This is a genomic window from Rhodopila sp., assembly GCF_035548095.1.
In the GTDB taxonomy this organism is placed as follows: Bacteria; Pseudomonadota; Alphaproteobacteria; order Acetobacterales; family Acetobacteraceae; genus Rhodopila.
In genome coordinates, this window is the sequence record NZ_DASZUV010000004.1 from 226113 (window position 1) to 249861 (window position 23749).

The following is a 23749-nucleotide window of genomic DNA, read 5'->3' on the forward strand; positions in this document are numbered from 1 at the left end:
ATGGCCACCGACAACGCCATGTTGCAGTGCAACTGCTTGCCGGGCCAATCTCGATGAGCTAGCTACGCCGCCACCGTCCGGACAGCTCCCATGCGGCGTTTCGGCTTGAGCAGCCGCCCGGCGGACGGAAATCACTCAGCAGGCGCAACGACGCGCCCTCGGAAGGATATGGCCATGGCCCGCAACAAGATCGCCCTGATTGGCGCCGGCAATATCGGCGGCACGCTCGCCCACCTGATCGGCCTGAAGGAGCTGGGCGACGTCGTCCTGTTCGATGTGTTCGGCGGCGTTGCGGCGGGCAAGGCCCTGGACATCATGCAGTCCGGTCCCGTCGACGGGTTCGATGCGCTGATGACCGGCGGCTCCGACTACAGCGCCATCAAGGATGCCGACGTGGTGATCGTGACGGCCGGTTTCCCCCGCACCCCCGGCATGAGCCGCGACGACCTGATCGGTAAGAACGCCGGCGTCATCGCCCAGGTGGCCGAGGGCATCAAGGCCAATTGTCCCAACGCCTTCGTCATCTGCATCACCAATCCGCTGGATGCGATGGTCTGGGTGATGAAGGAAAAATCGGGCCTGCCCGCGAACAAGGTCGTCGGCATGGCCGGCGTTCTGGACAGCTCCCGCTTCCGCCTGTTCCTGGCGCAGGAGTTCAATGTATCGGTCGAGGATGTCACGGCCTTCGTGCTGGGCGGTCACGGCGATACCATGGTGCCGCTGACCCGCTATTCCACCGTGGCCGGCATCCCGGTGCCGGACCTGGTGAAGATGGGCTGGTCGACCCAGGCCAAGATCGATGCGATCTGCGACCGCACCGCCAATGGCGGCGGAGAGATCGTGAAGCTGCTGGAGCGCGGTTCGGCTTTCTATGCCCCGGCCGCCTCGGCCATCGCCATGGCGGAGGCCTACCTGAAGGACAAGAAGCGCGTCCTGCCCTGCGCCGCGTACCTGACCGGCCAGTATGGCATCAAGGACCTGTATGTGGGCGTGCCGGTGGTGATCGGTGCCGGCGGTGTCGAGCGGATCGTCGAGATCGAGCTGAATGCGACCGAGAAGGCCGCGTTCGACAAGTCCTGCGCCGCCGTCAGGGAGCTGATCGAAGCGTCCCGCAAGCTGATCGGCTGAGGACCCGCACACACCCGGAACGGCTCCATACGCACTGCATCGCAGTCGCCCATGCGGTCGCCCGTGGAGCCGTTCGCAATCCCAGAGGTGCCCGAGCGATGAACATCCACGAATACCAGGGCAAGGAACTGCTCAAACGCCATGGCGTGACCGTGTTGGACGGTTACGTCGCCTGGACGCCGGAGGAGGCCGAGGCAGCCGCCGGCAAGCTGCCCGGCCCGGTCTACGTGGTGAAGTCGCAAATCCACGCGGGCGGCCGCGGTGCCGGACGCTTCGCCGACGACCCCAACGGCAAGGGCGGGGTGCGACTGGCGAGATCGCCCGCCGAGGTGAAGGCAGCAGCCGAGGCGATGATCGGACACACGCTGGTCACCAAGCAGACCGGCCCCGCCGGCAAGCGGGTCAGCCGGGTCTATGTCGAGGCTGGTTGCGATATCAAGCGGGAGCTGTACCTGTCGCTCCTGGTCGACCGCATCTCCGGCCGCGTCACCATCGTCGCCTCGACCGAGGGCGGGATGGAGATCGAGGACGTCGCCGCCAAGCACCCCGAGAAGATCCTCCGGGCCTCGGTCGACCCGGCGTCGGGCATTTCCGGCTTCCACGGCCGCAAGCTGGCTGCCGGGCTGGGACTGACGGGCAAGCAGGCCGCGGCGTTCAGCACGTTCGTCGCGGCGCTGTACAACGCCTTCCTGGCGCTGGACTGCGCGATCATCGAGATCAACCCGTTGGTCGTCACCGGTGCTGGCGACGTGGTCGCACTGGATGCCAAGGTCAGCTTCGACGACAATGCCCTGTTCCGCCATCCGGAGCTGGAAAAGCTGCGTGATGAGAGCGAGGAAGACCCCAAGGAGCTGGAAGCGGCGAAGTTCGAGCTGAACTACGTGGCTCTGGACGGCAATATCGGCTGCATGGTCAACGGCGCCGGCCTCGCCATGGCGACGATGGACATCATCAAGCTGTACGGCATGGCGCCGGCCAACTTCCTGGACGTGGGCGGCAGCGCGACGAAGGAACGGGTGACCGCGGCCTTCAAGATCATCCTGTCCGACCCAAACGTGGAAGGCATCCTGGTCAATATTTTTGGCGGCATCATGCGCTGCGACATCATCGCCGACGGCGTCGTCTCCGCCGCGCGCGATGTGCAGTTGTCGGTCCCTCTCGTGGTCCGGCTCGCCGGCACCAATGTGGAGCTGGGCAAGCAGATCCTCGCCCAGTCCAACCTGCCGATCGTCGCCGCCGACAATCTGGAGGACGCCGCCGAAAAGATCGTCAAGGCCGTGAAGGAGGCCGCCTAGATGTCCGTCCTCGTCAACCGCGACACCAAGGTGATCTGCCAGGGCTTTACCGGCGCACAGGGCACCTACCATTCGGAACAGGCAATTACCTACGGCACGAAAATGGTCGGCGGCGTGACCCCTGGGAAAGGCGGCACCACCCACCTGGGCCTGCCGGTCTTCGACACGGTGTATGAGTGCCGGGAAAAGACCGGCGCCGATGCTTCGGTGATCTACGTGCCGCCGCCCTTCGCCGCCGACGCGATCCTGGAAGCGATCGATGCCGAATTCCCGCTGATCGTCTGCATCACCGAAGGCATTCCGGTGCTGGACATGGTGCGGGTGAAGCGGGCGCTGTCGGGCTCAAGGTCACGCCTGATCGGGCCGAATTGCCCGGGCGTCATCACGCCGGACGAATGCAAGATCGGCATCATGCCGGGTCACATCCACAAACGCGGCACGGTCGGCATCGTCTCCCGCTCCGGCACGCTGACCTATGAGGCGGTGGCCCAGACCACCGCGGCCGGCCTGGGCCAGACCAGCTGCGTGGGCATCGGCGGCGATCCGGTGAAGGGCACCGATTTTATCGAGGTACTGGAAATGTTCCTGGCCGACCCCGAGACGAAGCAGATCGTGATGATCGGCGAGATCGGCGGCCAGAGCGAGATCGATGCCGCCGAATTCCTGGCGAGGAACAGCGTGAAGAAGCCGACGGTCGGTTTCATCGCCGGCGCCGCCGCCCCGCCCGGCCGCCGCATGGGCCATGCCGGCGCCGTCATCAGCGGCGGCAAGGACACCGCGGCCGCGAAGATGGAGGCCATGCGCGCGGCCGGTATCCATGTCGCCGACAGTCCCGCCGCCTTGGGCAGCACGATGCTGGCGGTGCTGAAGGGCTGATCAGCCGTCTTTGAGGGCGCGCACAGCGGCCACACCCTGGGGTGTCAGCTCCAGGTGCCAGTGGCACTGCAGCGCGCCCTCGGGCAGACGGACCGGGTCATAGACCAGCCCCGCGGCGACCGCGCTAGCAACACTGCCGCGCCAGTCCTCTGGCGTGGCCGCCACATCGGCGGCCTCGGCCATCAGCAGGCTCATACCACTGTCAGCATCCGGTGCGAGCAGCCTCCGGCGAAACGCCGTGCGCAGCACCACCTCGGTCAGCGGAGAGATCGCCATCACGCAACCAGCCCGGCGTAAGCCGGATTGCGCTTGATGAACGCAGCGATGAATTCGCACGCCGGAGTCAGACGCAGCCCGCGAGCCCGGATATCATCCAGCACCGATCGCGCCAGGGCGGTCCCGATTCCCCGACCGGCCAGGGCCGGCGGCACTTCGGTGTGCATCAAGCTGATGTGATTGCCCTGTCGCACATAGGTGACGAAGGCCGTGACCCCATCCACAACCATCTCATATCGATTGCGAGCGGGATTATCGGTTGCGTCGGGCATGGATGATACTCCTCTCTTGCCGAACCGGCCTGGATGGCAATCTCCCAGGCGCGCCGTCTCTTTCGGTAAATCGGTGCGCCGCTCGCCGGTGCAACTACCCTCTGGAGGCACCTCCTTGCCCGTAAAGCGTCACCGCGCATGAGCCGGCCCAGCCTGATGGAACTGGCACTCAGCACCGTTCGCGACGCGCCGCCGGACCGCCCTTTCGTGGTCGCCCAGCTCGGCCAATCGCTGGATGGACGCATCGCCACCGTCTCCGGCGACAGCCGCGGCATCAACGGGTCCGATGCACTGGATCACCTGCACGCGCTGCGGGCGTCGGTCGACGCCGTGGTGGTCGGCGTCGGCACCGTGATCGCCGACGATCCGCAGTTGACAGTGCGCCGGGTCAGCGGCCGTCATCCGGCGCGGGTGGTGATCGACCCGGCCGGACGCGCTCCCGCGCACTCACGTTGCTTCCAGGCGGGCGCCGAGCGGTTTCACGTCACCACGCCGGGAACCGAAGCGGAGACCGATGCCAATCCGATCATGCTGCAAAGCACCGGCTCCGGCATACCGCCGCGGCGGATCGTCGATCACCTGTTTGGCCTTGGCTTACGGCGTATCCTGGTGGAGGGCGGCGCCGACACGCTGTCCCGCTTTCTGAACGCCGGCATGGTGGACCGCCTTCATATCCTGATGGCACCCGTGATCCTGGGCTCCGGCAAGGCCGGCATGACGATGGCGCCTGTCGCCACCGTGGCACAGGCGCTTCGCCCCGCCACCCGGACCCATGTCTTTCCGGACGGCGATGTATTGTTCGACTGCGACCTGCGTACGGCGGGAGGTCAGGGCTCCAGTGTCGGCATTAAGTCACAACTGCGTGAAATATGACGAAGGCGACAGTCCACATTACGGCCACGACACCAGGACTTGCCTGACAGTCCGGTGCCGCCTGGCAGTCTTTGTGTCACATGCGGCACGCAGGGTTACAAATCGGTACGCCACCCGTCACGCGGATGAGGTGGATATCCGGCCATGTTGTTTGGATGGATTCGGGTGCCGCCTGCCGGCACGATCACTGGCCTGGCGCAGGCGGAGCTACGTATCTGGAAAGCAGCGTGCCTATCCCGGTCGTCGCTCCCTAGTCTCGTTCCGCTACTGGCCGCATTGGGCTACATGCTCGGCCCGTGGGACATCATCCCAGCGCATGTTCGGTATGTCGGCCATCTGGATGAGGTCTCGATCGTCGTAGCGGGCCTGCTGACCGCTCGCGTGTGTCTTGCGCCGGACCTGGTCATGGCTGCCTTCGGCGGCGCCACGGACGCAACCGCTTCGGGCTTCCTGATTGCGTGTCTGCGAACGCGCCGCCGCGCGATCCGCCTGGTGGATCACACCCGGTTTTGCCTCCGCCGCGTCGGGGCCCGGCTGGCCCGGGCACTGCGGCAGCGACGTGCCGGCACGATCCTGTTCGAGGCATTGGGCTATCGGATCTGGTGGCGGCTGCGTTCCGTCGGGCGTCGCGCTGTCTCTGAAAGCGACGCTCTGGTGGTGGTCGGCGGTTCCCCGCGCAGCGGCACCACCTTGTTGCGCACGATGCTCGGGCGGCACTCGATGATCGTATCGTCACCTGAAACGACCGTCTTTCTGCCACGCGTCACGTCGCCCGACGATCTGGCCGAGCGGCTGGGCTGGGACGCTCGTGAGATTGCGACGTGGCAACGTGAAAGCCGGTCACAGACCGAGTTCATCATCCGGTTCCAGACCGCCATGCTGGAGCGGTCCGGCAAGGCCGTCTGGCTGGAGAAGACGCCTCGCAACGTATCCCGCTTCCGCTTTGTCCGGCGTCATTTTCCGCGCGCCAAGCTGATCCACATTGTGCGCGACGGGCGCGATGTCGTCTGCTCGCTGCGGCGCACGCCATTCGCACGACTGGATCATGCGGCGCCGGACAGCGTTGCCGCCGCGATCCGTTGCGCAGTGCAATGGCGCGGCTTCGTGGAAGCCGGGCTGCGAATGCGCGGTGATCCCGGATATCACGAGCTGCGCTACGAGGACCTGGTGACATATCCGGAGCGGACACTGCGCGCGCTGCTGGCATTTCTGGGCCTGCCCTGGGAAGAGACAGTCCTGTCCGGACGCTCCGACATCGGCGCGACCCCTGACGCGGTCGCCGCGGGCGGCGCGATCTTTGATTCGTCATTCGGCCGCTGGCGGCACGACCTGTCGACCGAGGACAGGCGGGCGCTGGGGGTGCTGATCGGCGCCACGCTGGTGGAGTTGGGCTATGAGCGGGGGCTCGATTGGTGCGGCACTTCATCGGACCGCCAGAATGACCGCTTTGCCGCGCCGGCCGCCGACCGCGCGGCGAGTGCCTGAAGCATGACAGGGTCAGGTTGACCCTGTCTTCAACACTTTGATTCAACAGCGCGATTTACGCCTTCTCACCGCCGGCTTCAGGCGATCGCGCTCCCAGGTCACCATGGGTTCATAGGGCCCCGCCGCGGGCTGGCATTTCGAAGCGAAGCAAGACGCGGACGCACCGGCGAAACCGCTGATGCGCCCGCCTCGTGGTTCAGCTGTGGATCAGCGGGCAACCGCCGGCGTTCAGCGGACGGAAGCCTTCGTCGGCCGGCGTGATATGCAACAACTTATAGTAGTCCCAGGCATATTTGCTTTCGGACGGCTTCTTCACCTCATACAGATAGACCGGGTGCAGCGCGCGCCCGTCCTCACGGATCCTGCCGGTACCAAACGCGTCATCGTCGGTCGGCATTGACTTCATCTTCGCGACCGTGGCGGCACCGCTCTTCTTCGCGTCGGCGATGCCCATGGCGGCCACCGCCTTCAGGTAGTGATACACACCGGCATAGCAGCCGGCCTGGCCCATGCCGGGCTTCATACCGCCGATATGCGGCTGCAGGCGCTTGGTGAAGGCGCGCGTTCCGTCATCCCGGTCCCAATAGAATGTGTTGGACACCACGATCCCCTGCGCGGCCTGCAGGCCCAGCGCGTGCACATCACTGATGAACAACAGCAAGCCGGCCAGCTTCACACCTTTTTGCGCAATGCCGAACTCGCCGGCCTGCTTGATGCAGTTCACCGTGTCGGATCCCGCGTTTGCCAGCCCGATCACCTTGGCCCCGCTGGATTGCGCCTGGATCAGGAAAGAAGAGAAATCCGCGGTCTGCAGCGGGGCCAGCGCATTGCCCAACACCTTGCCGCCGGCCTCCTTGACGAAGTTGCTGGTATCCCGCTGCAGCGCATGGCCGAAGGCATAGTCAGCCGTGATGAAGAACCAGGAATCGCCGCCGGCCTTCACCATCGCGCCCCCGGTGGAATGCGCCAGCATCCACGTGTCCATCGTCCAATGAATGGTCGTCGGCGCGCATTGGGAGCCGGTCAGGTCGGCGGTCGCGGCGGGGGAGTTGATGTAGACTTTATTCATCTCCTTGCAGACCGACGCCACGGCCAGCGCGACGGCGCTGTTCGGCACATCGACGATGCAGTCGACGCCATCCCGCTCGATCCACTGCCGAACCAGCGCCGCGCCGATATCGGGCTTGTTCTGGTGATCCCCGCTGATCACCGACGCCGGGATGTCGCGCCCGGCGGCCTTGCTGTCGGTGATCGCGAGCTTGACCGCCTCGATAGCCACCGGTCCGCTCAGATCACGGTAGATGCCGGACTGATCACCCAGCACGCCGATCTTGAGGGAGGAATTCTGCGCCCGCGCCGAGCGCCAGGGCACGGTCGCCGCCAGGGGGACGATCGCCGCCAGGGGGGCGGCCGCCGAGGCAACGAGCAGATGGCGTCGGGTCGGGCTCATTCGTTTGCTCCTTCGTAAATGTCGGCCGCGTAACCCAGTCCGAATTCAGCGGCAAGTGACGCTCATACAAAGAAGGGGGATATCCCGGCGAGGGGGCGACCGGCCGGGCGCAAGGGCAGGCCTCGTCCGGCCGGCACCGCCTGTATCCGCGCGTTGTCGCCCGCGCGCACAGGCGGTACGCTAGGCCGCAACAGTTCAGGGAGAGCCGGGATGACCGCAAGGACGGATGATTACGACGCGATCGTGCGCACTGTTCAGCTTTACGTCGATGCCTTCAACGACAACGACATCGCCAAGCTGCGACAGGCGTTTGACGAGGATGCCTGGATCTACTTCGTCGACGCCGCAGGCCGTCTGCACAAGAGCCGCATCTCGGACAATTTCGAACGATGGGCATCGCCACCCAGTGCCAATGTGGTAGGTCGTTTCATTTCCGTCACACAGGTCGGCGACGCGGCGTCGGTGCAGCTCAGTTTCGATTCCTTATCAAACCCGTCACAGGGTTGGATCGATTTTCATTCCCTTCTGCGCGTCGACGGCGTCTGGAAGATCACCAACAAGACCGCGACGCATTGCAGCCGCTGACCTCGACGGCTCGCCGCCCCGGCTCTACAGAGGCGGGCAAGGAGGAACCGCATGACCACCAAGGCACTCGCCGATTTCGTTGCCGGGCTGCGCTATGACGACCTGCCGCAGCCAGTCGTCACCCAGGCCTGCCGCCTGATCCTGGACGCGGTCGGCTGCGCCATTGCCGCCTGGACCGAGGATCCGGCCAAATCGCGCCTCGCCCGGGACATTGCGGCCCTGTATCCGGGCTCGCCAGGCGCCGGCGTGATCGGCATTGACGGCATTGCCGCCCAGCCGGCCTTCGCCGCACTGGCCAATGGCATCCTGGCCAACGCCGCCGATAATGACGACACGCATAAGCGGGCTCTGCTGCATGTCGGGTCTGTCGTTGTCCCGACCGTGCTGGCCCTGGCACAGACGGAACGATTGAGCGGGCGGGAGACGATCCTGGCCCTGGTCGCCGGCTATGAGGTCGCGGTGCGCGTCGGCATGGCGGTGATGCCGACACATTACCGCTTCTGGCATTCCACCGCGACCAACGGAACGTTCGGTGCCGCCGCCAGCGCCGCCAAGGCGTTCGGACTGGATGCCGACGGCTGCCGCCGCACGCTGGGCCTGGCCGGAACCCAGGCAGCCGGCCTGAATACGTTCTTCGAATCCGGCGACATGACCAAGAGCATCCACCCCGGCAAGGCCGCCCTGAACGGCATCCTGTCGGCACAGCTCGCCCGCCTCGGCGCCACCAGCCCGCCCGGGATCCTGGAACATCCCAAGGGTTACCTGGCCGCCTTCTCCCTGGAACCGAAGCCGGAGGCCCTGGTGGCCGGCCTGGGCACCGAATGGGAAATCCTGCAGAACGGCTTCAAGTATTTCCCGTCGATCCTGGCCAGCCATTCGCCGATCCAGGCGACACTTGCGCTGGTAAACCGTCACCCGATCGACCCGAACCGGATCGTCCGCATCACCAACGAAACCTATCGGACCGTGACGACCCATTTCTCCAGCAAGGAGGTCGGCTCGGTGATGGCCGCTCGCGTGTCCGTCCCTTATTGCATCGCCATCAGCGCGGTCGACCGGGTGCTGGGCCAGGCGCAATTCGCGCCGGCACGCATCGACGATCCGCTGGTGCGGCAAGTACTGGCGCGGACCGAGGTGATCGCGGACGAAGCCTTGGACAAGCTCTATCCTGCGAACTTCCCTGCCCGCGTGACGATCACCCTGGACAACGGGGAGTCCTTCACCGAAACGGTCTTGCTGCCAAAAGGCGACCCTGGTGCGCCGCTGACCGATCAGGAACTGGCCGACAAGTTCCGCGACAACTGCAAGGGAATGCTGCCGGGGGATCGCGTGGAGCAGCTGCGCGAGGCGATCATGCGGCTGCCGGATGCGGCTTCGGTCACCGAGCTGATGCGGCTGGCGACACCTGCCGGATAGGGTCCGTGAGGCGCTGGAGCCTGGATATGCGCCGTCAGGCTCCGCTCAGCGCCGCCTCGTACCATGCGCGGGCCAGCGGCGTCTCACCCAGAGTGACCCGAATGCCGCTCAGGGCCTCGGCGCCATCGCCCAGCTCGCCACGGCGGATCGCGGCACATATCTCATGGTGTATATGGCGGCATAGAAACTCGGTCGTCGTCAGCACACCGGCGAATTGTGGCAGCACATCCAGGTCCTGGTAGTGCAGCGGTGCCAGCACCGCCTTCAGCACCGCCTGCGCGCGACCAATATCCACCACCACGTTGTGGCGGGACAGCGCCGGGCCCAGAAAGGCTACGTCCACGACGAAGGTCGCGCCATGCTTGTTCGCGGCCGGTCCGAAGAACGAATCGGGCAGTGAATGGGCCACCATGATCGATTCACGCACCTCGACGGCGAACATGCGGACCTCCCGGTTCGGTGCGCGATCCGCCGAGGCCAACAGCCGGCCGGCGTGACCGCGCGAAAGACGTGACGCATGGCGCCCCGCATGGCGCCCCTCGGCGGGGTCAGGCCGGCCCCGTCGCCGCCTCGCTGGCACCTGGGTAGCGGATGACCGGGGCGAGGCCAAGCGCGCCCTGGGCCAGCACGGCCGGCAGGCGCCGAGGCGCATCGCCGAATTCGATCGTGCCACGCGTCAGCACATCCAGCCGCGCATCGCGCAGCAACGCCAGCGCCGCCGCCAGCCTCCGCGCATGCGGCCAGCGTGGCCGCCGACCGGGGGCGACCATGCCGACCTGCGAGGCGACCAGACGCAGGCGGCGCGCATGGAAGGCGCCCCCCAACGGGACGGCAACCGGCCGGTCGCCATACCAGCTCAGCTCGATGACGGCCGCCTCGACGCCGGCACAGGTTAACGCCGTCGCCAGCCCGGCCTCGGTGGCGCTGGCATGGAACACCACGTCGCAATCGGCCGGCGCGGCCGACGGCTCGGCAAAGCATACGCCCAGGCTACGGGCCATCTCGGCCCGGGAGGCGTCGATATCGCAGACCGTGACCTCGGTTCCCGGAAGGCGACTGGCGAGGTAGGCGATCAGAAGCCCCACCACGCCAGCACCGATCACGGCGATCCGATCCGCCGGCCCGGCATCGGCGTCCCAGAGCGCATTCAGCGCCGTCTCCATATTCGCGGCCAGTGTGGCACGGCGGGCAGGCACACCGTCCGGCACCGGGATCAGCATGCAGACCGGCGCGTCGAACCGGCTCTGGTGCGGATGCAGGCAGAACACGGTCCGCCCCGTCAGGCCCGGTGGACCAGCCTCCACGACGCCGACGGCGCTGTAGCCATATTTCACCGGGAACGGGAAATCACCCGCCTGCAACGGTGCCCGCATCCGTGTCCACTCCGACGCCGGCACATCTCCGCCCAGCACCAGCCGCTCGGTTCCCCGGCTGATGCCGGAGAACAGCGTGCGGACGCGGCCATGACCGGACACGAGCGGCGGCATGGCCTCGGTCCGCACAGTCACGGCGCCTTCGGCTTCATACCAGATGGCGCTTGCCATCACCGAATCCGGGTGCATCTGTCCAGCAAAGCCGAAATGATCCTGCCCGTCACCCCATCCGTCCTGCGCCGCCGGCGTCTGGGCTTCGCCTCCGTCACGCTGCTGACCTGGGCGGGATTCCTGTTCCTGCTGGCACGCGCGCTGGGGCCGTCCTGGTTGACAGCGGTCCTGGTGGCCTGTGCCGCCGTGTTCCTGCCATGGAGCGTGCTAGGATTGTGGAACGGTGTGATCGGCCTGGCGTTGCTGCGACACCGTCCACCCCCCTGCCCCGGCGGACCGGTCACGCTGCGCACCGCCATCGTGATGACGCTGCGCAATGAGAATCCGGACCGCGCCGTCGCCCGGCTGCGGATCATCGCCGACAGCCTGCGGGCGGCCGCCGTCGACGGTTTCGCCTTCTTCCTGCTGAGCGACACCGATATTCCCCGCATCGCCATGCGCGAGGCAGCGGCCGTTGCGGCGTGGCGTCTGGCATCGTGCCATCCGGAGCGCATCCACTATCGGCGGCGCACACGGAACACCGGGTTCAAGGCCGGCAACATCATGGATTTCTGCCGCACGCAGGCCGCCGGATTTGATCTGATGCTGCCGCTGGACGCGGACAGCCTCATGAGCGGCCCGGCGATCCTGCACCTGGTCCGGCTGATGCAGTCTCATCCACGCATCGGCATCATCCAGGGGCTGGTGACCGGCTTGCCCGCGACATCGGCTTTCACGCGCATCTTCCAGTTCGGCATGCGCGCGGGGATGCGATCCTACACCTTGGGCCAGGCCTGGTGGACCGGCGATTGCGGGCCGTTCTGGGGACATAACGCCATCATCCGCATCGCTCCCTTCCGCGACCATTGCGCCTTGCCGATCCTGCCCGGGCGTCCGCCATTGGGGGGCACGATCCTGTCGCACGATCAGGTCGAGGCGGCGCTGATGCGCCGAGCGGGTTGGGAGGTGCGGCTGCAGCCGGTCGCTGGCGGATCGTACGAGGACAACCCGCCAACGCTGATCGACTATGTCCGCCGGGACCTGCGCTGGTGTCACGGTAACCTGCAATACCTGAGACTGCTGGCGCTGCCGGGCCTGTATCCGGTCAGCCGCTTCCAGCTTGTATGGGCGGTGCTGATGTTCATCGGCCTGCCCGCCTGGACCGTGATGATCGCCCTGCTGCCCGCGGCGGGTGCGGTGATCTCGCCGCCCCATCCAGGCTGGCTGGCCGTGCTGTACGCGCTGTTTCTGTTGATGGATGTGGCGGCCAAGCTGGCTGGTTACCTGCACAGTGCCGTCGCGCCAAGGCGCGTGGCCCGCTATGGCGGACGGACCCGGTTTCTTGCCGGCGCGGCGGTGGAGATCGTGTTCGCCTGGCTGAAATCCAGCATCACCGCGTTCCGCGCGACGATCTTCATTCTTGCGCTCATGACCGGTCACGCCACGGCATGGACGGCGCAGCAGCGTGATGCCCGGACCGTGTCATGGCGCGAGGCCGCGCGGATGTTCTGGCCGGAGACCGCCTTCGGCGCGGTATTCCACGCCGCTCTCTGGCTGGCCGCGCCGCATCTGGTCCCCTGGGCGCTGCCCTTTACCACGGGTTATGTGCTGGCCATTCCGTTCGCGGTGACGACCGCGCACCCCGCTCTCGGCCGGTGGTGCACAAGGCTCGGGCTGTGCGCCATCCCCGAGGAGATCCGGCCGCCGGCCGAGATCGTGGCAGTGACGGCGGAACAGCCGCCGCACGGCGCGCCTCACCCAGACGTGAGCGCACCCCAGCCGCGCACCCAGTCGTCTTGCCTCTGAGCCTGCCCTGTCCGACGCTGTCGGAGAAACGGTCCAAGACACACACGGTCCAAGCCACACATCGAACGCATGCCGCAAGACCATTCCGCCCCCGCCTCGGCGACCATCGCGTTGCCCGCGCCCATGCCGGTCCGGCGTAACCTCGTTCTAGCCGCATGCTTGATGGCCACTTTCATGGCCGCTGTCGAAAGCACCATCGTCGCCACCGCCATGCCGACCATCGTCGCGGATCTCGGCGGCTTCAACCTGTTCTCCTGGGTGTTCGCGGTCTACCTGCTGACCCAGGCCGTCACCATCCCGGTCTATGGCCGCCTGGCGGATGTCTATGGCCGGAAGCGCGTCTTCTATGCCGGCGCCGGCCTGTTTCTGGTCGGCTCCACATTATGCGGTTTCGCACCGTCGATGGTCTGGCTGATCGCGGCACGGGCTCTGCAGGGCTGCGGCGCCGGCGGCGTCCAGCCCATCGCGATGACGATCTGCGGCGACATCTATACGCCGGCCGAACGCGCGCGGGTGCAAGGCCTGATTTCCTCGGTCTTCGGCATTGCTGCGGTGGCCGGGCCCTCCCTGGGTGCCTGGCTGGTGGAGCACGCGGCATGGCAGATCGTGTTCTGGGTCAACCTGCCGATCGGGGCCGCCGCCATCGTCATGATCGCCAGCTTCCTGACCGAAACGGTCGAACGCAAGCCGCACCGCGTCGACGTGCTGGGCTCCGTGCTACTGGCGATCGGTATCGGGGCGCTGATGCTCGCGCTGATCCAGCGCGCGGATTTCGGCCCCTGGATGACGGCTTCCGTGATCGCGGCCGGGCTGTTGGCCCTGGGGGTGCTGGTGGCGCATGAGAGCCGCACGCCCGAACCGATGCTGATGGGAAGCCTGCTGCGCGAACGGGTGATCCTGATCGGATCGGTCGGCAGTGGCCTGGCGGGGGCCGTGATGATGGGAATTTCCGCATTCCTGCCGACCTATGTCCAAGGTGCGATGGGACATAGCGCGATGATGGCCGGCCTCGTGCTGGGGGCGATGTCGGTCACCTGGGCGCTGGCCAGCATCTTTGGCGGACGGATCATGGTGCGCACGACGTATCGGCTGGCAGCGGTCGCCGGCGCGCTGGCCCTGGTGGCGGGCTGCACATGGCTGGTGCTGATGACCCCCGAACGCGGGGTCGCCTGGGCGACCGCGGGATCGCTGGTGATCGGCGTCGGGATGGGCTGTTGCAATACCGCGTTCATCGTGTCGATCCAGGCCGCCGTGCCCTGGAACCGCCGTGGCGCGGCCACGGGCTGGTGCCTGTTCCTGCGATTCATCGGACAGGCGATGGGGGCCGCCAGTTTCGGTGCCGTGTTGAACGCCACGATCGCCGCGCGCCTGCCCGAGGCCGCCCATATGCTGGACCACCTTCTGGAACCGGCACAGCGGGCCATGCTACCAGCCGCCAAGCGGGCGGCGCTGGTGGAAGTCGTCGCCGCCGGCCTGCACAATGCCTATTGGCTAGGGATCGGGCTCTCGATCGTGCTGCTGGCCCTGGTCAGCTGCCTGCCACCCCGCCTTAGTCCGGCGGGGCAACCGCTGCGCTAAGGCATGACAGGGTCAGGTTGACCCCATCATGCTTTATCAACTCTTTGATTCAAAGGCGTGATTCACGCCTTCCAACCGCCGACTCAGGTGATCGCACCCTAGGACCCTACTGCGCGTGAGCGTGCCGGCCCAGGCGGCGCAGCGCCAGGCCGAACTGCAGCCAGGTGAAGCCCTGGATCAGCAGTTCCACCGCGATCAACGTTCCCAGCACCCACAGCCCCGATCCCGGGAAGGTGGAATACAGCATCAACGCCAGGATCAGGCTGATCACGCCACTCAGCACCAGCAACCACCAGCTGGCCATCTCCCGATGCCGAAACCCGACCATGATGCGGATGATGCCGCCAACCGCCAGGGCCGCGATCACCATCAGCGTAATGACCAGCGAGCCCTGGACCGGCTCCTGCATGATCAGGAAGCCGCCGATCACGTAGATGATGCCCATCAGCAGGTTCAGGCCGAAAGAGGCCCAGGTCTTCGTCATGAACGCATGGACGATCTGGAAGATGCCGCCCACCAGCAGCATCGCGCCGATGAAGATGACACTTACGATGGTGAATGCCACGACGTCGACCAGGGCAAATATGCCGAACAGAACCAGCGCCACGCCCAGAGCAACGAACCAGCCCCATTTCGAGGTGAGATGGAGATACCCCAGACCATGGGGGGAATTTGACGTCATGTCCGACATCGAGTCCGTCCTTGTTTCAGTTCGGCTACCGGAACAGCGTATCGGGCAACAGCCTTGGCGCGTTTGGTCGGCCTCCGGACGCCTTGTACCCGACTGCAAGATGTCCGGCAAACGCCGCGTCGCCGTTAATGAATACTTAACCCGCTCGTCCTAGACGTGCTCCGGCCAAAATAATTCGGAACCGGACCGCGCCATGCAACGAAATTCTCCTTCGCTACCGGAGCAGATGACTGAACGCCTGCGTTTCCTTCAGTTCTCCGAAGACGATCGCGCCGCGCTCCATGCCTTCCTGCCGACCCTGCATGAGGGGCTGCCGACGATGATATCGGCATTCTACGACCATCTGTGCCAGTTTCCCGTGCTCGCGGCGATGTTCGAAAGCAAGGCGGTCATGGAACAGAAAGGCGCCGCCCAGGCTCGGCATTGGGAAGCGATGTTCGCGGCCCGATTCGATCAGGACTACCTGACATCGGTCACGCGCATCGGCCAGACCCACAGCCGAATTGGCCTGGAACCGCGCTATTATATCGGGGCGTATGGCTTCGCGCTTTCACATCTGCATGCGCTGGCGCTGCAGCACCCGGCCAGGCGGTTATCGGTAATCTCCCCCAAACCGGCGCCGTTGATCACGGCGATCAACAAGGTGGTCATTCTGGACATCGACCTGGTGATCACGGTCTATCTGGAACAGAACCGCATCACGTATCAGGAACGGTTGGCAGGCCTGGCCGGCACGTTCGAGCGTGAGCTGTCCCCGATCATCGCCGAGCTCGCGGCGCAGGCGCAAACCATGCGCCGGGCTGCCGATACGATGACCACGGTCGCCCATGATGCCAGCGAGCAGGCCGCCGCGGTCGCTGCGGGAGCCGAGGAAGCGTCGATGAACGTGCAGGCCGTGGCGAGCGCGACGGAGGAGTTGCACGCCTCGGTCGAGGAAATTAGCCGCCAGGTGGCGCAATCGAACGAGATCACCACGGGCGCGGTGAAAGCTGCCGAGAACACCAACGCCTCGGTGCATGAGTTGGGCGCGGCGGCGCAGAAGATCGGCGACGTGGTGTCCCTGATCAGCAATATTGCCGCGCAGACCAACCTGCTGGCGCTGAACGCGACCATTGAAGCGGCGCGCGCCGGCGATGCCGGAAAAGGGTTCGCCGTCGTCGCATCCGAGGTCAAGGACCTCGCCAGCCAGACCGCCAAGGCGACCGAGAGCATCACCGCCCAGGTGACGGCGATGCAGGCGGCGACACAAACGGCGATCAAGGCGATCGAGGGCATCGTCGCGACCATCGGCACGATCAATCAGATCGCCGGCACCATCGCCGCCGCGGTGGAGCAGCAGGGCGCCGCGACGCAGGAGATCGCGCGCAACGTGCAAGAAGTGGCAAGCGCGACGCAACTGGTTTCGGCCAATATCGGCGGCGTCGGGACAGCCGCCAGCACGAGCGACACCACGGCAAGGCAGGTGCTCGATACGGCTGTCAGGCTGGGCGAGCAGGCCGGCGACCTGCGCACGCATGTCGACGAGTTCCTGGGAAAGCTGCGTGTCGCCGCCTGAACCCGCGTCAGCCGCGCGCCGCCAGGGCGACGCCGGACAGGGTGAGGACGAGGCCGGCTATCTGGCGTGGGGAAAATGTCTCCCCCAGCAGCAGGCTGGAACCGATCACCCCGACGACGGGCGATACCAGGACCGTTGTCGCCGCCATGGAAGCCGGCACCAGCCGCAGCGCGCGGAACCAGGCCAGATAGGCCACCGTCATGGGCAGGGTGGAGATATAGGCGACCGCTCCCCAGCCCGGCAGCGTCATGCGCCCCCAGTCCCGGGTCTCGGTCGCCGCCAGGGCCAGGAGGGGGATCATGCCGAATGCCGCCTGCCACGCGACCGCGGTTGCCGGCGGCAGGCGCAGCGGGTGCTTTTTCGCCAGCACGGTCGCCAACCCGAACAGGACCGCCGCGGCCAGCGCCATCAGCGCGGCCGGCAGCTTCTCCCACGTTGCCTCGGCATTGTCGGCCCCGACCAGCAACGCCACACCGGCCAACGCCAATACAAGTGCAACCAGTTTTGCCGGCGTCGGCCGTTCGCCCAGCATCGGCCACGCCAGCAGGGAGGCCCAGACCGGGAGGGTATAGGTGATGGTGACGGCCTCGGACGCCTTCAACCAGACCAGCGACCCGGTCGTCAGCACGATGAACAGGCCGTAGTTCAGCATCGCGTAGACGAGCAGCCGTACCCATTGGTCGGCCGGCGGCGCCACTCGCTCGCGCCGCACCAGCGCTACGGCGAAGGCGACGAGGCAGCCAAGGATGCCGCAGACCGCCCGAGCCGAGAATGGCGGCAGCAGCCCGAACAGGTACTTGGTTTGCGGCCAGGTCAGGCCCCAACTGCATGCCGTGAAAAGAACCAGCAGGACGCCTTCGGTACGGGCGCTGATGAAGCTTCGGGCGAACCCGTAGGTCCCCGAACCCGTGGATGTGGGCCTCGTCGCCCCCGGTCCCGATTCAGCGGACGTAGACACGAACCTGGCTGCCGGTCAGGCCCGGGTCGGTCCGCACCCCCAGATGGATGCGGCTGGCGGGCACCCCGTCACGCATGATGGCGCGCATCACACCCAGCCCGTTGGCCTGCGCCGCCGTGGCCGCCGACAGGTCTTTGACGACGCTGACCACGTCGAATTGCACATCGGCATACCGCGCGACCGCCGCGCGGACCGCGCTGTTCAGCAAGCCCGCATAGTCCGGCGTCTCTCCATCCTGATAGTCGATGGTGACCAGCGGCGTCCGCGGGTCCACCCGCACCTGGGGTGGAGGCGGCGTCTGCGCCTTCGCTTCGGGAGCAGGCGCAAAGGTGTTCTGATCGATCAGCGTGCAGCCGTTGAAGCTCAGCAGCGCCAGCAGGAAACACAGGCGTCGGGTCACTGGCGGTACTCCGGCTCCTCACGGTCCAGCAGGCGTTTGATGCTGTTCAGATGCAGATCAGCCGATGGGCGGCCGCCTTCATGTTTCATCTGTTCGGCGGTCCGTTCGGCGATCTGGCGCGGCACCGGCACCAGCCGCCGGCCGGTTGCCTCGGCCAGACGCTGCACCTCGGCCGCGCGCTCCAGATAATACAAGTCGTCCCACGCCTTTGCGATGGTCGGCGCCAGCACCAGCACGCCGTGGTGGCGCATGAAGACGATATCCGCGTCACCGACGCTGTCCGCGATGCGGTCGCCTTCGGACTCGTCCAGCGCCAGGCCGTTATAGGCGTCGTCGACCACCGTCCGACCGTAGAATTTCAACGCGGTCTGCCCGGCCCAGGCCAGCGGTTCCCCTTCCACCATCGTCAGCGCGGTGGCGTTGGGCATATGCGTGTGGAATGCGGCACGCGCCCGCGGCAGCCGCGCGTGCAGGCGGGCGTGGATGTAGAAGGCGGTATCCTCCGGCACCCCCTCCCCGGCGATGACGCGCCGATGAAAGTCGCAAACCAGCAAGCGGGAGGCGGTGATCTCGGCGAACGACCAGCCATCCGGGTTCACCAGGAACAGGTCGTCACGACCGGGCACCATCAAGGACAGGTGGTTGCAGATCCCCTCATGCAGCCCCATCCGGGCAGCGGCCCTGAAACAGGCGGCAAGATCGACACGGGCATGCCAGACCGCTTCGGAATCGAGGTCGTTGTGGCGCAGGATGGTGGTCATGGGCGGCAACCTTGCAGGAAGGCGCCTGACGGGCAAGGGCATCGCTGGCATCGGGAAAATGACAAGATCGAGCGGATCCTGTCATCATCCGCGATCTTCGAGCCCGACATGCGCTCGATGCCTTCCGACCCTCAACCCGCAAGGATCACCTGCCTCCTCCCCGTCCGTCGTCAGGGAGGTGCCTGGTCGCGGTCATCCTGCCGGCGGGATGCCGCCAGCCCCGGCCGGCCCCGAACTGCCGAGCCCTAGCGTTGCCGGCCCTGGGGTTGCCGGCCCTGGATTGCGCCCCCGGGGCTGAGAGACGTGTCAGCGCATCGGCGGCGGATATTGCAGGCCGCCCTTGGTCCATAGGTTGTTGATCCCGCGCGGCACGCCCATCGGCGTAATGTTGCGGTCCCAGATCTCACCGAAATTGCCGACGGCCTTGATCACGTTGTAGGCCCATTTGTTGTCCAGGCCCAATGCCTTCCCAAGATCGCCTTCCAGTCCCAGCAGGCGGCGCACCTCCGGGTCGTTCGAATTCATGAAGCTGTCGACATTGGCCTGGGTGATGCCTTTTTCCTCGGCCGTCAGCAGCGCCACGAACGTCCAGCGGATGACGTCGAACCATTTGTCGTCACCCTTGCGGACCATCACGCCCAGCGGTTCCTTGCTGATGATGTCGGGCAGCAGCACCAGATCATCCGCCTTCGGGCCCTGGCTGAAGCGGAACGTCGCCAGCGCGGACGCATCCGTCGAATAGGCGTCGCAACGGCCGGACAGAAAGGCGCTCTGGATCTCGGCCAGGTCCGCGATCAGGATCGGCGTGAACTTCATTTTATTGATACGGAAGTAATCGTTGATCGCCAGCTCCGTGCTGGTACCCGGCTGCACGCAGACCGTCGCGCCGTCCAGTTCCTTGGCGCTTTTCACGCTCAGTGACTTCTTCACCAGGAAGCCGGTGCCGTCATAGTAGTTCACCCAGGCGAACATCAGGCCCAGGTTGGCCTCCCGCCCCAGCGTCCAGGTAGTGCTGCGGGACAGCATGTCCACCTCGCCGGACTGCAGCGCCGTGAAACGGTTCTGCGTCGTCGTCACAACGAACTTCGTCTTGCTGACATCGCCCAGGACAGCCGCCGTCACCGCCCGGCAGCTATCGGCGTCCAGGCCCTTCATGACGCCTTGGCTATCCGGCAGCGAAAAGCCTGGCACCGTGCCAGCCATTCCGCACAGCAACTGGCCGCGCGCACGGATCGCGTCCAGCGTCGCAGACCCCGATCCGTCAGCCATGGCGGGCTTCAATCCGCCGAGCGCGGACAGCAGGCCAACGGCAAGCGCCGCGGCGTGCGCGAACCTCGATCTCATTCTTTTCTCCCGACGACGTGAATCAAGACGCGGGCCGAGTGTGCGGTGCGTTCCGCGTGAGATCAACGGAAGATTTCTCAGCCGGCATGACCACGTGCAGGACCGCGGCGCGCTCCGCCTCGGGGAGTCCGGCAAGGCGCAGCCCCTCGGCATAGCGCTGCATATCCTGGGGCCGTTGGAGCGGCACGCGACGCATCGCCGCCTCGATCGAGAACCCCGGCTCCATGCGCAACAGTCGCCGCAGCACCTCGGCCGCCTCACGCGTCCGTCCCATGTGACCGAGGGCGGCGAGATAGCCCCGATAGGCGGGGGTGAACCAGGGATTGAGCTGGATGGCACGGCGGCCGACCTCCACCGCGGCGGCATAATCGCCGCGCATCAGGTGCGGCATCATCAATGCCATGTCGAAGAAGAAGACGTGCGGGTCCGACGGTGACAGACGCCGGGCCTGGCTGATGCGCGCCAATCCCTCCTCATGATTGCCAACATAGGAATGGGCCAGGCCGGAAAAGCACCAGGCGATCGCCAGGTTCGGGTTCAGGCTCAGCGCCCGGTCGTGCAAGGCGATCGCTTCCTCCGGGCTCTGGCCGAGATAGCCGCGCACATGGCCCGCCAGGGACAGCGCGCGCGCATCCATCGGGTCCAGCATCACGGCACGTTCCGATAACGCGGCCGCCTCGGCGGCGCAGCGAGCCGGATCATCCGCCCAGCCCTGTCCGACGCATAGCAGGTTCCATTGGGCGAGCCAGCCATGCGCGACCGAGCTGTTCGGGTCAGCCTGCAGTGACGCCTCCAGCAGGCGGCGGGCGTCCAGGAACGCCGGTCGCTCCAACCGGTACAGACCGGGCAACGCCTGCAGCAGCAGATCCTGCGCGGTCAGGTCGTCGCGCCTGCGCCCGGCGGTGCGGCGGCCTTCATGCGCCATCAGTTCGGGATCCACCTGCGCGACGATCGCGGCACCGATCTCATCCTGCAGCCGCAGCATGTCGGTCGTGTCGCGATCAAACCGAGCGGCCCAGATGATCTCGCCGCCGGCGCGCAGATCGATGAGGCGGGAGGTGATACGCAGCCGGGTACCGGCCCGCTGGATGGTGCCATCCAGCACCACGTCCGCATCCTGCGCCGTCTCTCCGGAACCGCCACTGCCTGGGCTCCACAAGGAGCCCGGGACGCAGGACATCCAGCGGAAGCGGGCCAGGCCGGCGGAGATCTCTTCGGTCAGGCCGGCTGCGAGCCCGTCATCCTGAACGTCGCCCAGCGGCCGGATCGGCGCCACGCAAAGCCGCACGATGGTACGGTCCCGTATGGTACGATCCCGTGTGGCGTCCGCGCGCAGGGGCGTCGAAGGCGCCGCGGCTGCCGGCCGAGGGGTATCGGCGGCGTTCGGCGTGATGCCGGCCTCGGCGCGGATGCGGCTGATCAGGTCCTCGGTTTCCGGCGACGGGCCGACCTCGCCCAGCTCCGCCAATGCCGCCCGGCAACGGTCATAGGCCGCCACAGCCATGCTGCGGTCGCCCCGATCGGCATGTGCGCGGATGATCGCCCGCCAGGCACCCTCATGGGCCCGGTCGATCTGCAGCAGGTGCTCGGCGATGCCCAGCGTTTCCGGCGGATCCTGTGTGCGGCTCAACAGGCCCTCGGCGATGGTGCGGCCGATCCGGGCAAAGCGGGCCCGCTCCTCCTGCAGCCAATGATCGAAGGCGGGGTCCAGGCCGTTCAGGTCCTCCAGCAGGGTATCCTTGAACGGCGCCAGCAGGTCGGTTCCGGGCTGGGTGGCCTGCAGCAGGGCGACTGCGTCCACCACGATGCCGCCGCCACGGAATGTCAGGTTGTGACGGTCGGGCACGAACAGGTGGCTCCAGGAATAACCAAGGACATCCTGCAGTTCGTGCACACACTGGCGCAGCGAGGCACGCGCCTGCTCCTTTTCGCGGCGGCTCCACAGCAAGGAGGCGATGGTCAGACGCAGGACCGGCTTCGGGCTGGCCAATGCCAGGATTGCCATCATCGCACGCGTCTTGCGGGTGCGTGGCAGCAGGCTGCGGCCGGTGTGGTCCCGGACGCTCATCTGGCCGAAGAGTCGCAGCGTCAACCGGGCGCGGTCGCCAGATTCCCGGGCCTCTAGGCCAGCGTGCCGCGTTCCGTCCAGAATCTGTTCGCCCTCTGCTAATCAAGGGTAACGAAGACAGCGACTTCAACCACTGGATGAAGAATTCTGAAACATTTAGTCCATCACGCGAGTTACATCAATATGTATGATGATTTTGGGTGATTTTGATATTTGATCACAACCATTCAAAGTGTTGATGCGGACCCGCGGAATGCGCGACCCAGCTATGTCCAGAGCATAGGTTTCCCCGGGCCGTGACATCGGGATGTGGTTCATCCACACTTCACGCCGTCTCGGGGAGATGTTTTGTGGCGGTTCAAGGCGCAACGCTGTCGACGGATTCATCCAACATGGCGCGTAGCCAGTTGCTGCGTGGCGGAGGGCTGCTGCTGTGCATTGCCATCGCCGTCGCCGCCGAGGGACTGGGGAGTCTTGTGCCGCTGGTGGGCGCTCCGCTGTTCGCGATCGCCATCGGCGTGCTGATCACCAACGCGATCCCCGCGGTGCCGCGGACCAAGGCGCTGCGCATCGGCGAGGTGAGCAAGCTGGCCCTGCGCGGCGGCATCATCCTGCTGGGGGCAAGCCTGGACCTGGGCGTGATCGTTCGTACCGGCCTCGACTCGCTGCCGCTGCTGGCGGTTACCATGACCGCGGGCCTCGTCTGCGCGCTCTGGCTCGGCAGGTCTCTGGGCATCGACTGGCGCATGCGCTGCCTGATCGGCATAGGCACGACGATCTGCGGCGCATCCGCGATCGCCGCACTCGCACCGGTGATCAAGGCGCGGGCCGAGGAGATCGCCTATTCGGTCACCGTCGTCTTTTTCTTCAACATGGTGGCCGTCTTCACCTTTCCGGCGCTCGGCCACTTGATCGGGTTGTCCGACACCGGCTTCGGGGTCTGGACCGGAACAGCGGTCAACGACACCTCGGCCGTGGTCGCCGCCGGCTTTGCCTTCAGCCAGGCAGCCGGCACGACCGCGACGATCGTGAAGTTGACACGGACGACGCTGATCATCCCGCTGGTGTTGGGCTTCGGCCTGGCGTTGCCCTTCCTTGACCCGGCGGAGCGCGGTTCTTCCGATGGCCTGGCCAGGCGCATCTACGCGGCGATCCCGATGTTCATCGTGATCTTCGTGCTTGCGGCCGCCGCCAATACGATGGGTCTGATCGGACCCTATGCGCCGGCGATGCAGACGGCAGGACGTTGGGTGATGGTGGTGGCCCTGGCCGCCGTGGGTCTTCAAGGATACTGGCGGGCCTTCGTCGGTTCGGGGGCTCGACCGCTGGTACTGGGCCTGATCACCTGGGCGGCGGTGGCGCTGTCCAGCCTGGCGATCCAAACCTGGACGCACACGCTGTAGCGGAGA

Annotated in this window: 22 protein-coding genes; 11 read left to right on the forward strand and 11 right to left on the reverse strand. The window is 66.3% G+C overall.

The annotated features are described in order from the left end of the window. Window positions 1–174: 174 nt before the first annotated feature. The 3 genes from mdh to sucD all read left to right on the forward strand — a co-directional run bounded on the left by mdh (window position 175) and on the right by sucD (window position 3299). Complete coding sequence (gene mdh / locus VHC04_RS05310; protein WP_325678754.1) at window positions 175–1128, forward strand: malate dehydrogenase; 954 nt, start codon at window positions 175–177, stop codon at window positions 1126–1128. 98 nt (window positions 1129–1226) lie between these two features. After that, window positions 1227–2423, forward strand: a complete 1197-nt coding sequence (gene sucC, locus VHC04_RS05315) for an ADP-forming succinate--CoA ligase subunit beta (RefSeq protein ID WP_325678756.1) — start codon at window positions 1227–1229, stop codon at window positions 2421–2423. Beyond that, window positions 2424–3299, forward strand: coding sequence for a succinate--CoA ligase subunit alpha (gene sucD / locus VHC04_RS05320; protein ID WP_325678758.1), 876 nt, complete (start codon window positions 2424–2426; stop codon window positions 3297–3299). Here sucD and VHC04_RS05325 read toward each other — a convergent pair whose 3' ends face one another. Together VHC04_RS05325 and VHC04_RS05330 are read right to left on the reverse strand one after the other, a co-directional pair. Next, complete coding sequence (locus VHC04_RS05325) at window positions 3300–3575, reverse strand: hypothetical protein (protein ID WP_325678760.1); 276 nt, start codon at window positions 3573–3575, stop codon at window positions 3300–3302. After that, on the reverse strand, window positions 3575–3847 hold the full coding sequence (locus tag VHC04_RS05330; RefSeq protein ID WP_325678762.1) for a GNAT family N-acetyltransferase: 273 nt from the start codon (window positions 3845–3847) through the stop codon (window positions 3575–3577). The genes VHC04_RS05325 and VHC04_RS05330 overlap by 1 nt, the downstream gene beginning before the upstream one ends. Window positions 3848–3985: 138 nt before the next feature. Here VHC04_RS05330 and VHC04_RS05335 point away from each other — a divergent pair, with 138 nt between their 5' ends. Beyond that, window positions 3986–4720 carry a RibD family protein gene (locus tag VHC04_RS05335; RefSeq protein WP_325678764.1) on the forward strand — a complete coding sequence of 245 codons (735 nt, stop codon included), beginning with the start codon at window positions 3986–3988 and terminating at the stop codon, window positions 4718–4720. A 144-nt stretch (window positions 4721–4864) separates the two neighbouring features. After that, a complete protein-coding gene (locus VHC04_RS05340; protein WP_325678766.1) occupies window positions 4865–6205 on the forward strand; it encodes a sulfotransferase in 1341 nt (446 codons plus the stop codon). A gap of 196 nt (window positions 6206–6401) precedes the next feature. Here the strand turns inward: VHC04_RS05340 and VHC04_RS05345 are convergent, their stop codons facing one another. Further along, window positions 6402–7655, reverse strand: a complete 1254-nt coding sequence (locus tag VHC04_RS05345) for an ABC transporter substrate-binding protein (RefSeq protein ID WP_325678768.1) — start codon at window positions 7653–7655, stop codon at window positions 6402–6404. 210 nt (window positions 7656–7865) lie between these two features. Here VHC04_RS05345 and VHC04_RS05350 point away from each other — a divergent pair, with 210 nt between their 5' ends. Both VHC04_RS05350 and VHC04_RS05355 read left to right on the forward strand, forming a co-directional pair. Continuing rightward, complete coding sequence (locus VHC04_RS05350) at window positions 7866–8240, forward strand: nuclear transport factor 2 family protein (RefSeq protein ID WP_325678770.1); 375 nt, start codon at window positions 7866–7868, stop codon at window positions 8238–8240. A gap of 51 nt (window positions 8241–8291) precedes the next feature. Next, window positions 8292–9656 (forward strand): MmgE/PrpD family protein, encoded by a 1365-nt coding sequence (locus VHC04_RS05355; protein WP_325678772.1) that lies wholly within the window; start codon window positions 8292–8294, stop codon window positions 9654–9656. 34 nt (window positions 9657–9690) lie between these two features. Here VHC04_RS05355 and VHC04_RS05360 read toward each other — a convergent pair whose 3' ends face one another. Together VHC04_RS05360 and VHC04_RS05365 are read right to left on the reverse strand one after the other, a co-directional pair. After that, complete coding sequence (locus VHC04_RS05360) at window positions 9691–10098, reverse strand: 6-pyruvoyl trahydropterin synthase family protein (RefSeq protein ID WP_325678775.1); 408 nt, start codon at window positions 10096–10098, stop codon at window positions 9691–9693. Window positions 10099–10204: 106 nt separating this feature from the next. Continuing rightward, window positions 10205–11200, reverse strand: coding sequence for a zinc-dependent alcohol dehydrogenase (locus VHC04_RS05365; protein ID WP_325678777.1), 996 nt, complete (start codon window positions 11198–11200; stop codon window positions 10205–10207). 36 nt (window positions 11201–11236) lie between these two features. Here VHC04_RS05365 and mdoH point away from each other — a divergent pair, with 36 nt between their 5' ends. Beyond that, window positions 11237–12985, forward strand: coding sequence for a glucans biosynthesis glucosyltransferase MdoH (gene mdoH, locus VHC04_RS05370; RefSeq protein ID WP_325678779.1), 1749 nt, complete (start codon window positions 11237–11239; stop codon window positions 12983–12985). Between the two features lie 162 nt (window positions 12986–13147). After that, window positions 13148–14563, forward strand: coding sequence for an MDR family MFS transporter (locus VHC04_RS05375; RefSeq protein WP_325678781.1), 1416 nt, complete (start codon window positions 13148–13150; stop codon window positions 14561–14563). A 106-nt stretch (window positions 14564–14669) separates the two neighbouring features. Here the strand turns inward: VHC04_RS05375 and VHC04_RS05380 are convergent, their stop codons facing one another. Continuing rightward, window positions 14670–15245, reverse strand: a complete 576-nt coding sequence (locus tag VHC04_RS05380; protein WP_325678782.1) for an HdeD family acid-resistance protein — start codon at window positions 15243–15245, stop codon at window positions 14670–14672. Between the two features lie 235 nt (window positions 15246–15480). Between VHC04_RS05380 and VHC04_RS05385 the strand changes: the two genes are divergently transcribed. Beyond that, window positions 15481–16809, forward strand: coding sequence for a globin-coupled sensor protein (locus tag VHC04_RS05385; protein ID WP_325678783.1), 1329 nt, complete (start codon window positions 15481–15483; stop codon window positions 16807–16809). A gap of 7 nt (window positions 16810–16816) precedes the next feature. Here VHC04_RS05385 and VHC04_RS05390 read toward each other — a convergent pair whose 3' ends face one another. The 5 genes from VHC04_RS05390 to VHC04_RS05410 form a co-directional block, all read right to left on the reverse strand. Beyond that, a complete protein-coding gene (locus VHC04_RS05390) occupies window positions 16817–17767 on the reverse strand; it encodes a DMT family transporter (protein ID WP_325678785.1) in 951 nt (316 codons plus the stop codon). Further along, a complete protein-coding gene (locus tag VHC04_RS05395; protein ID WP_325678787.1) occupies window positions 17751–18167 on the reverse strand; it encodes a hypothetical protein in 417 nt (138 codons plus the stop codon). Before VHC04_RS05395 ends, VHC04_RS05390 begins: the two co-directional genes overlap by 17 nt. Beyond that, on the reverse strand, window positions 18164–18928 hold the full coding sequence (locus VHC04_RS05400) for an aldolase (protein WP_325678789.1): 765 nt from the start codon (window positions 18926–18928) through the stop codon (window positions 18164–18166). The genes VHC04_RS05395 and VHC04_RS05400 overlap by 4 nt, the downstream gene beginning before the upstream one ends. 306 nt (window positions 18929–19234) lie before the next feature. After that, window positions 19235–20272, reverse strand: a complete 1038-nt coding sequence (locus VHC04_RS05405) for an amino acid ABC transporter substrate-binding protein (protein WP_325678791.1) — start codon at window positions 20270–20272, stop codon at window positions 19235–19237. A 22-nt stretch (window positions 20273–20294) separates the two neighbouring features. Continuing rightward, complete coding sequence (locus tag VHC04_RS05410) at window positions 20295–22340, reverse strand: tetratricopeptide repeat protein (protein ID WP_325678793.1); 2046 nt, start codon at window positions 22338–22340, stop codon at window positions 20295–20297. Between the two features lie 392 nt (window positions 22341–22732). On the opposite strand from VHC04_RS05410, the gene VHC04_RS05415 reads away from it, so the two are divergent. Further along, on the forward strand, window positions 22733–23743 hold the full coding sequence (locus VHC04_RS05415) for a YeiH family protein (RefSeq protein WP_325678795.1): 1011 nt from the start codon (window positions 22733–22735) through the stop codon (window positions 23741–23743). Window positions 23744–23749: the final 6 nt, after the last annotated feature.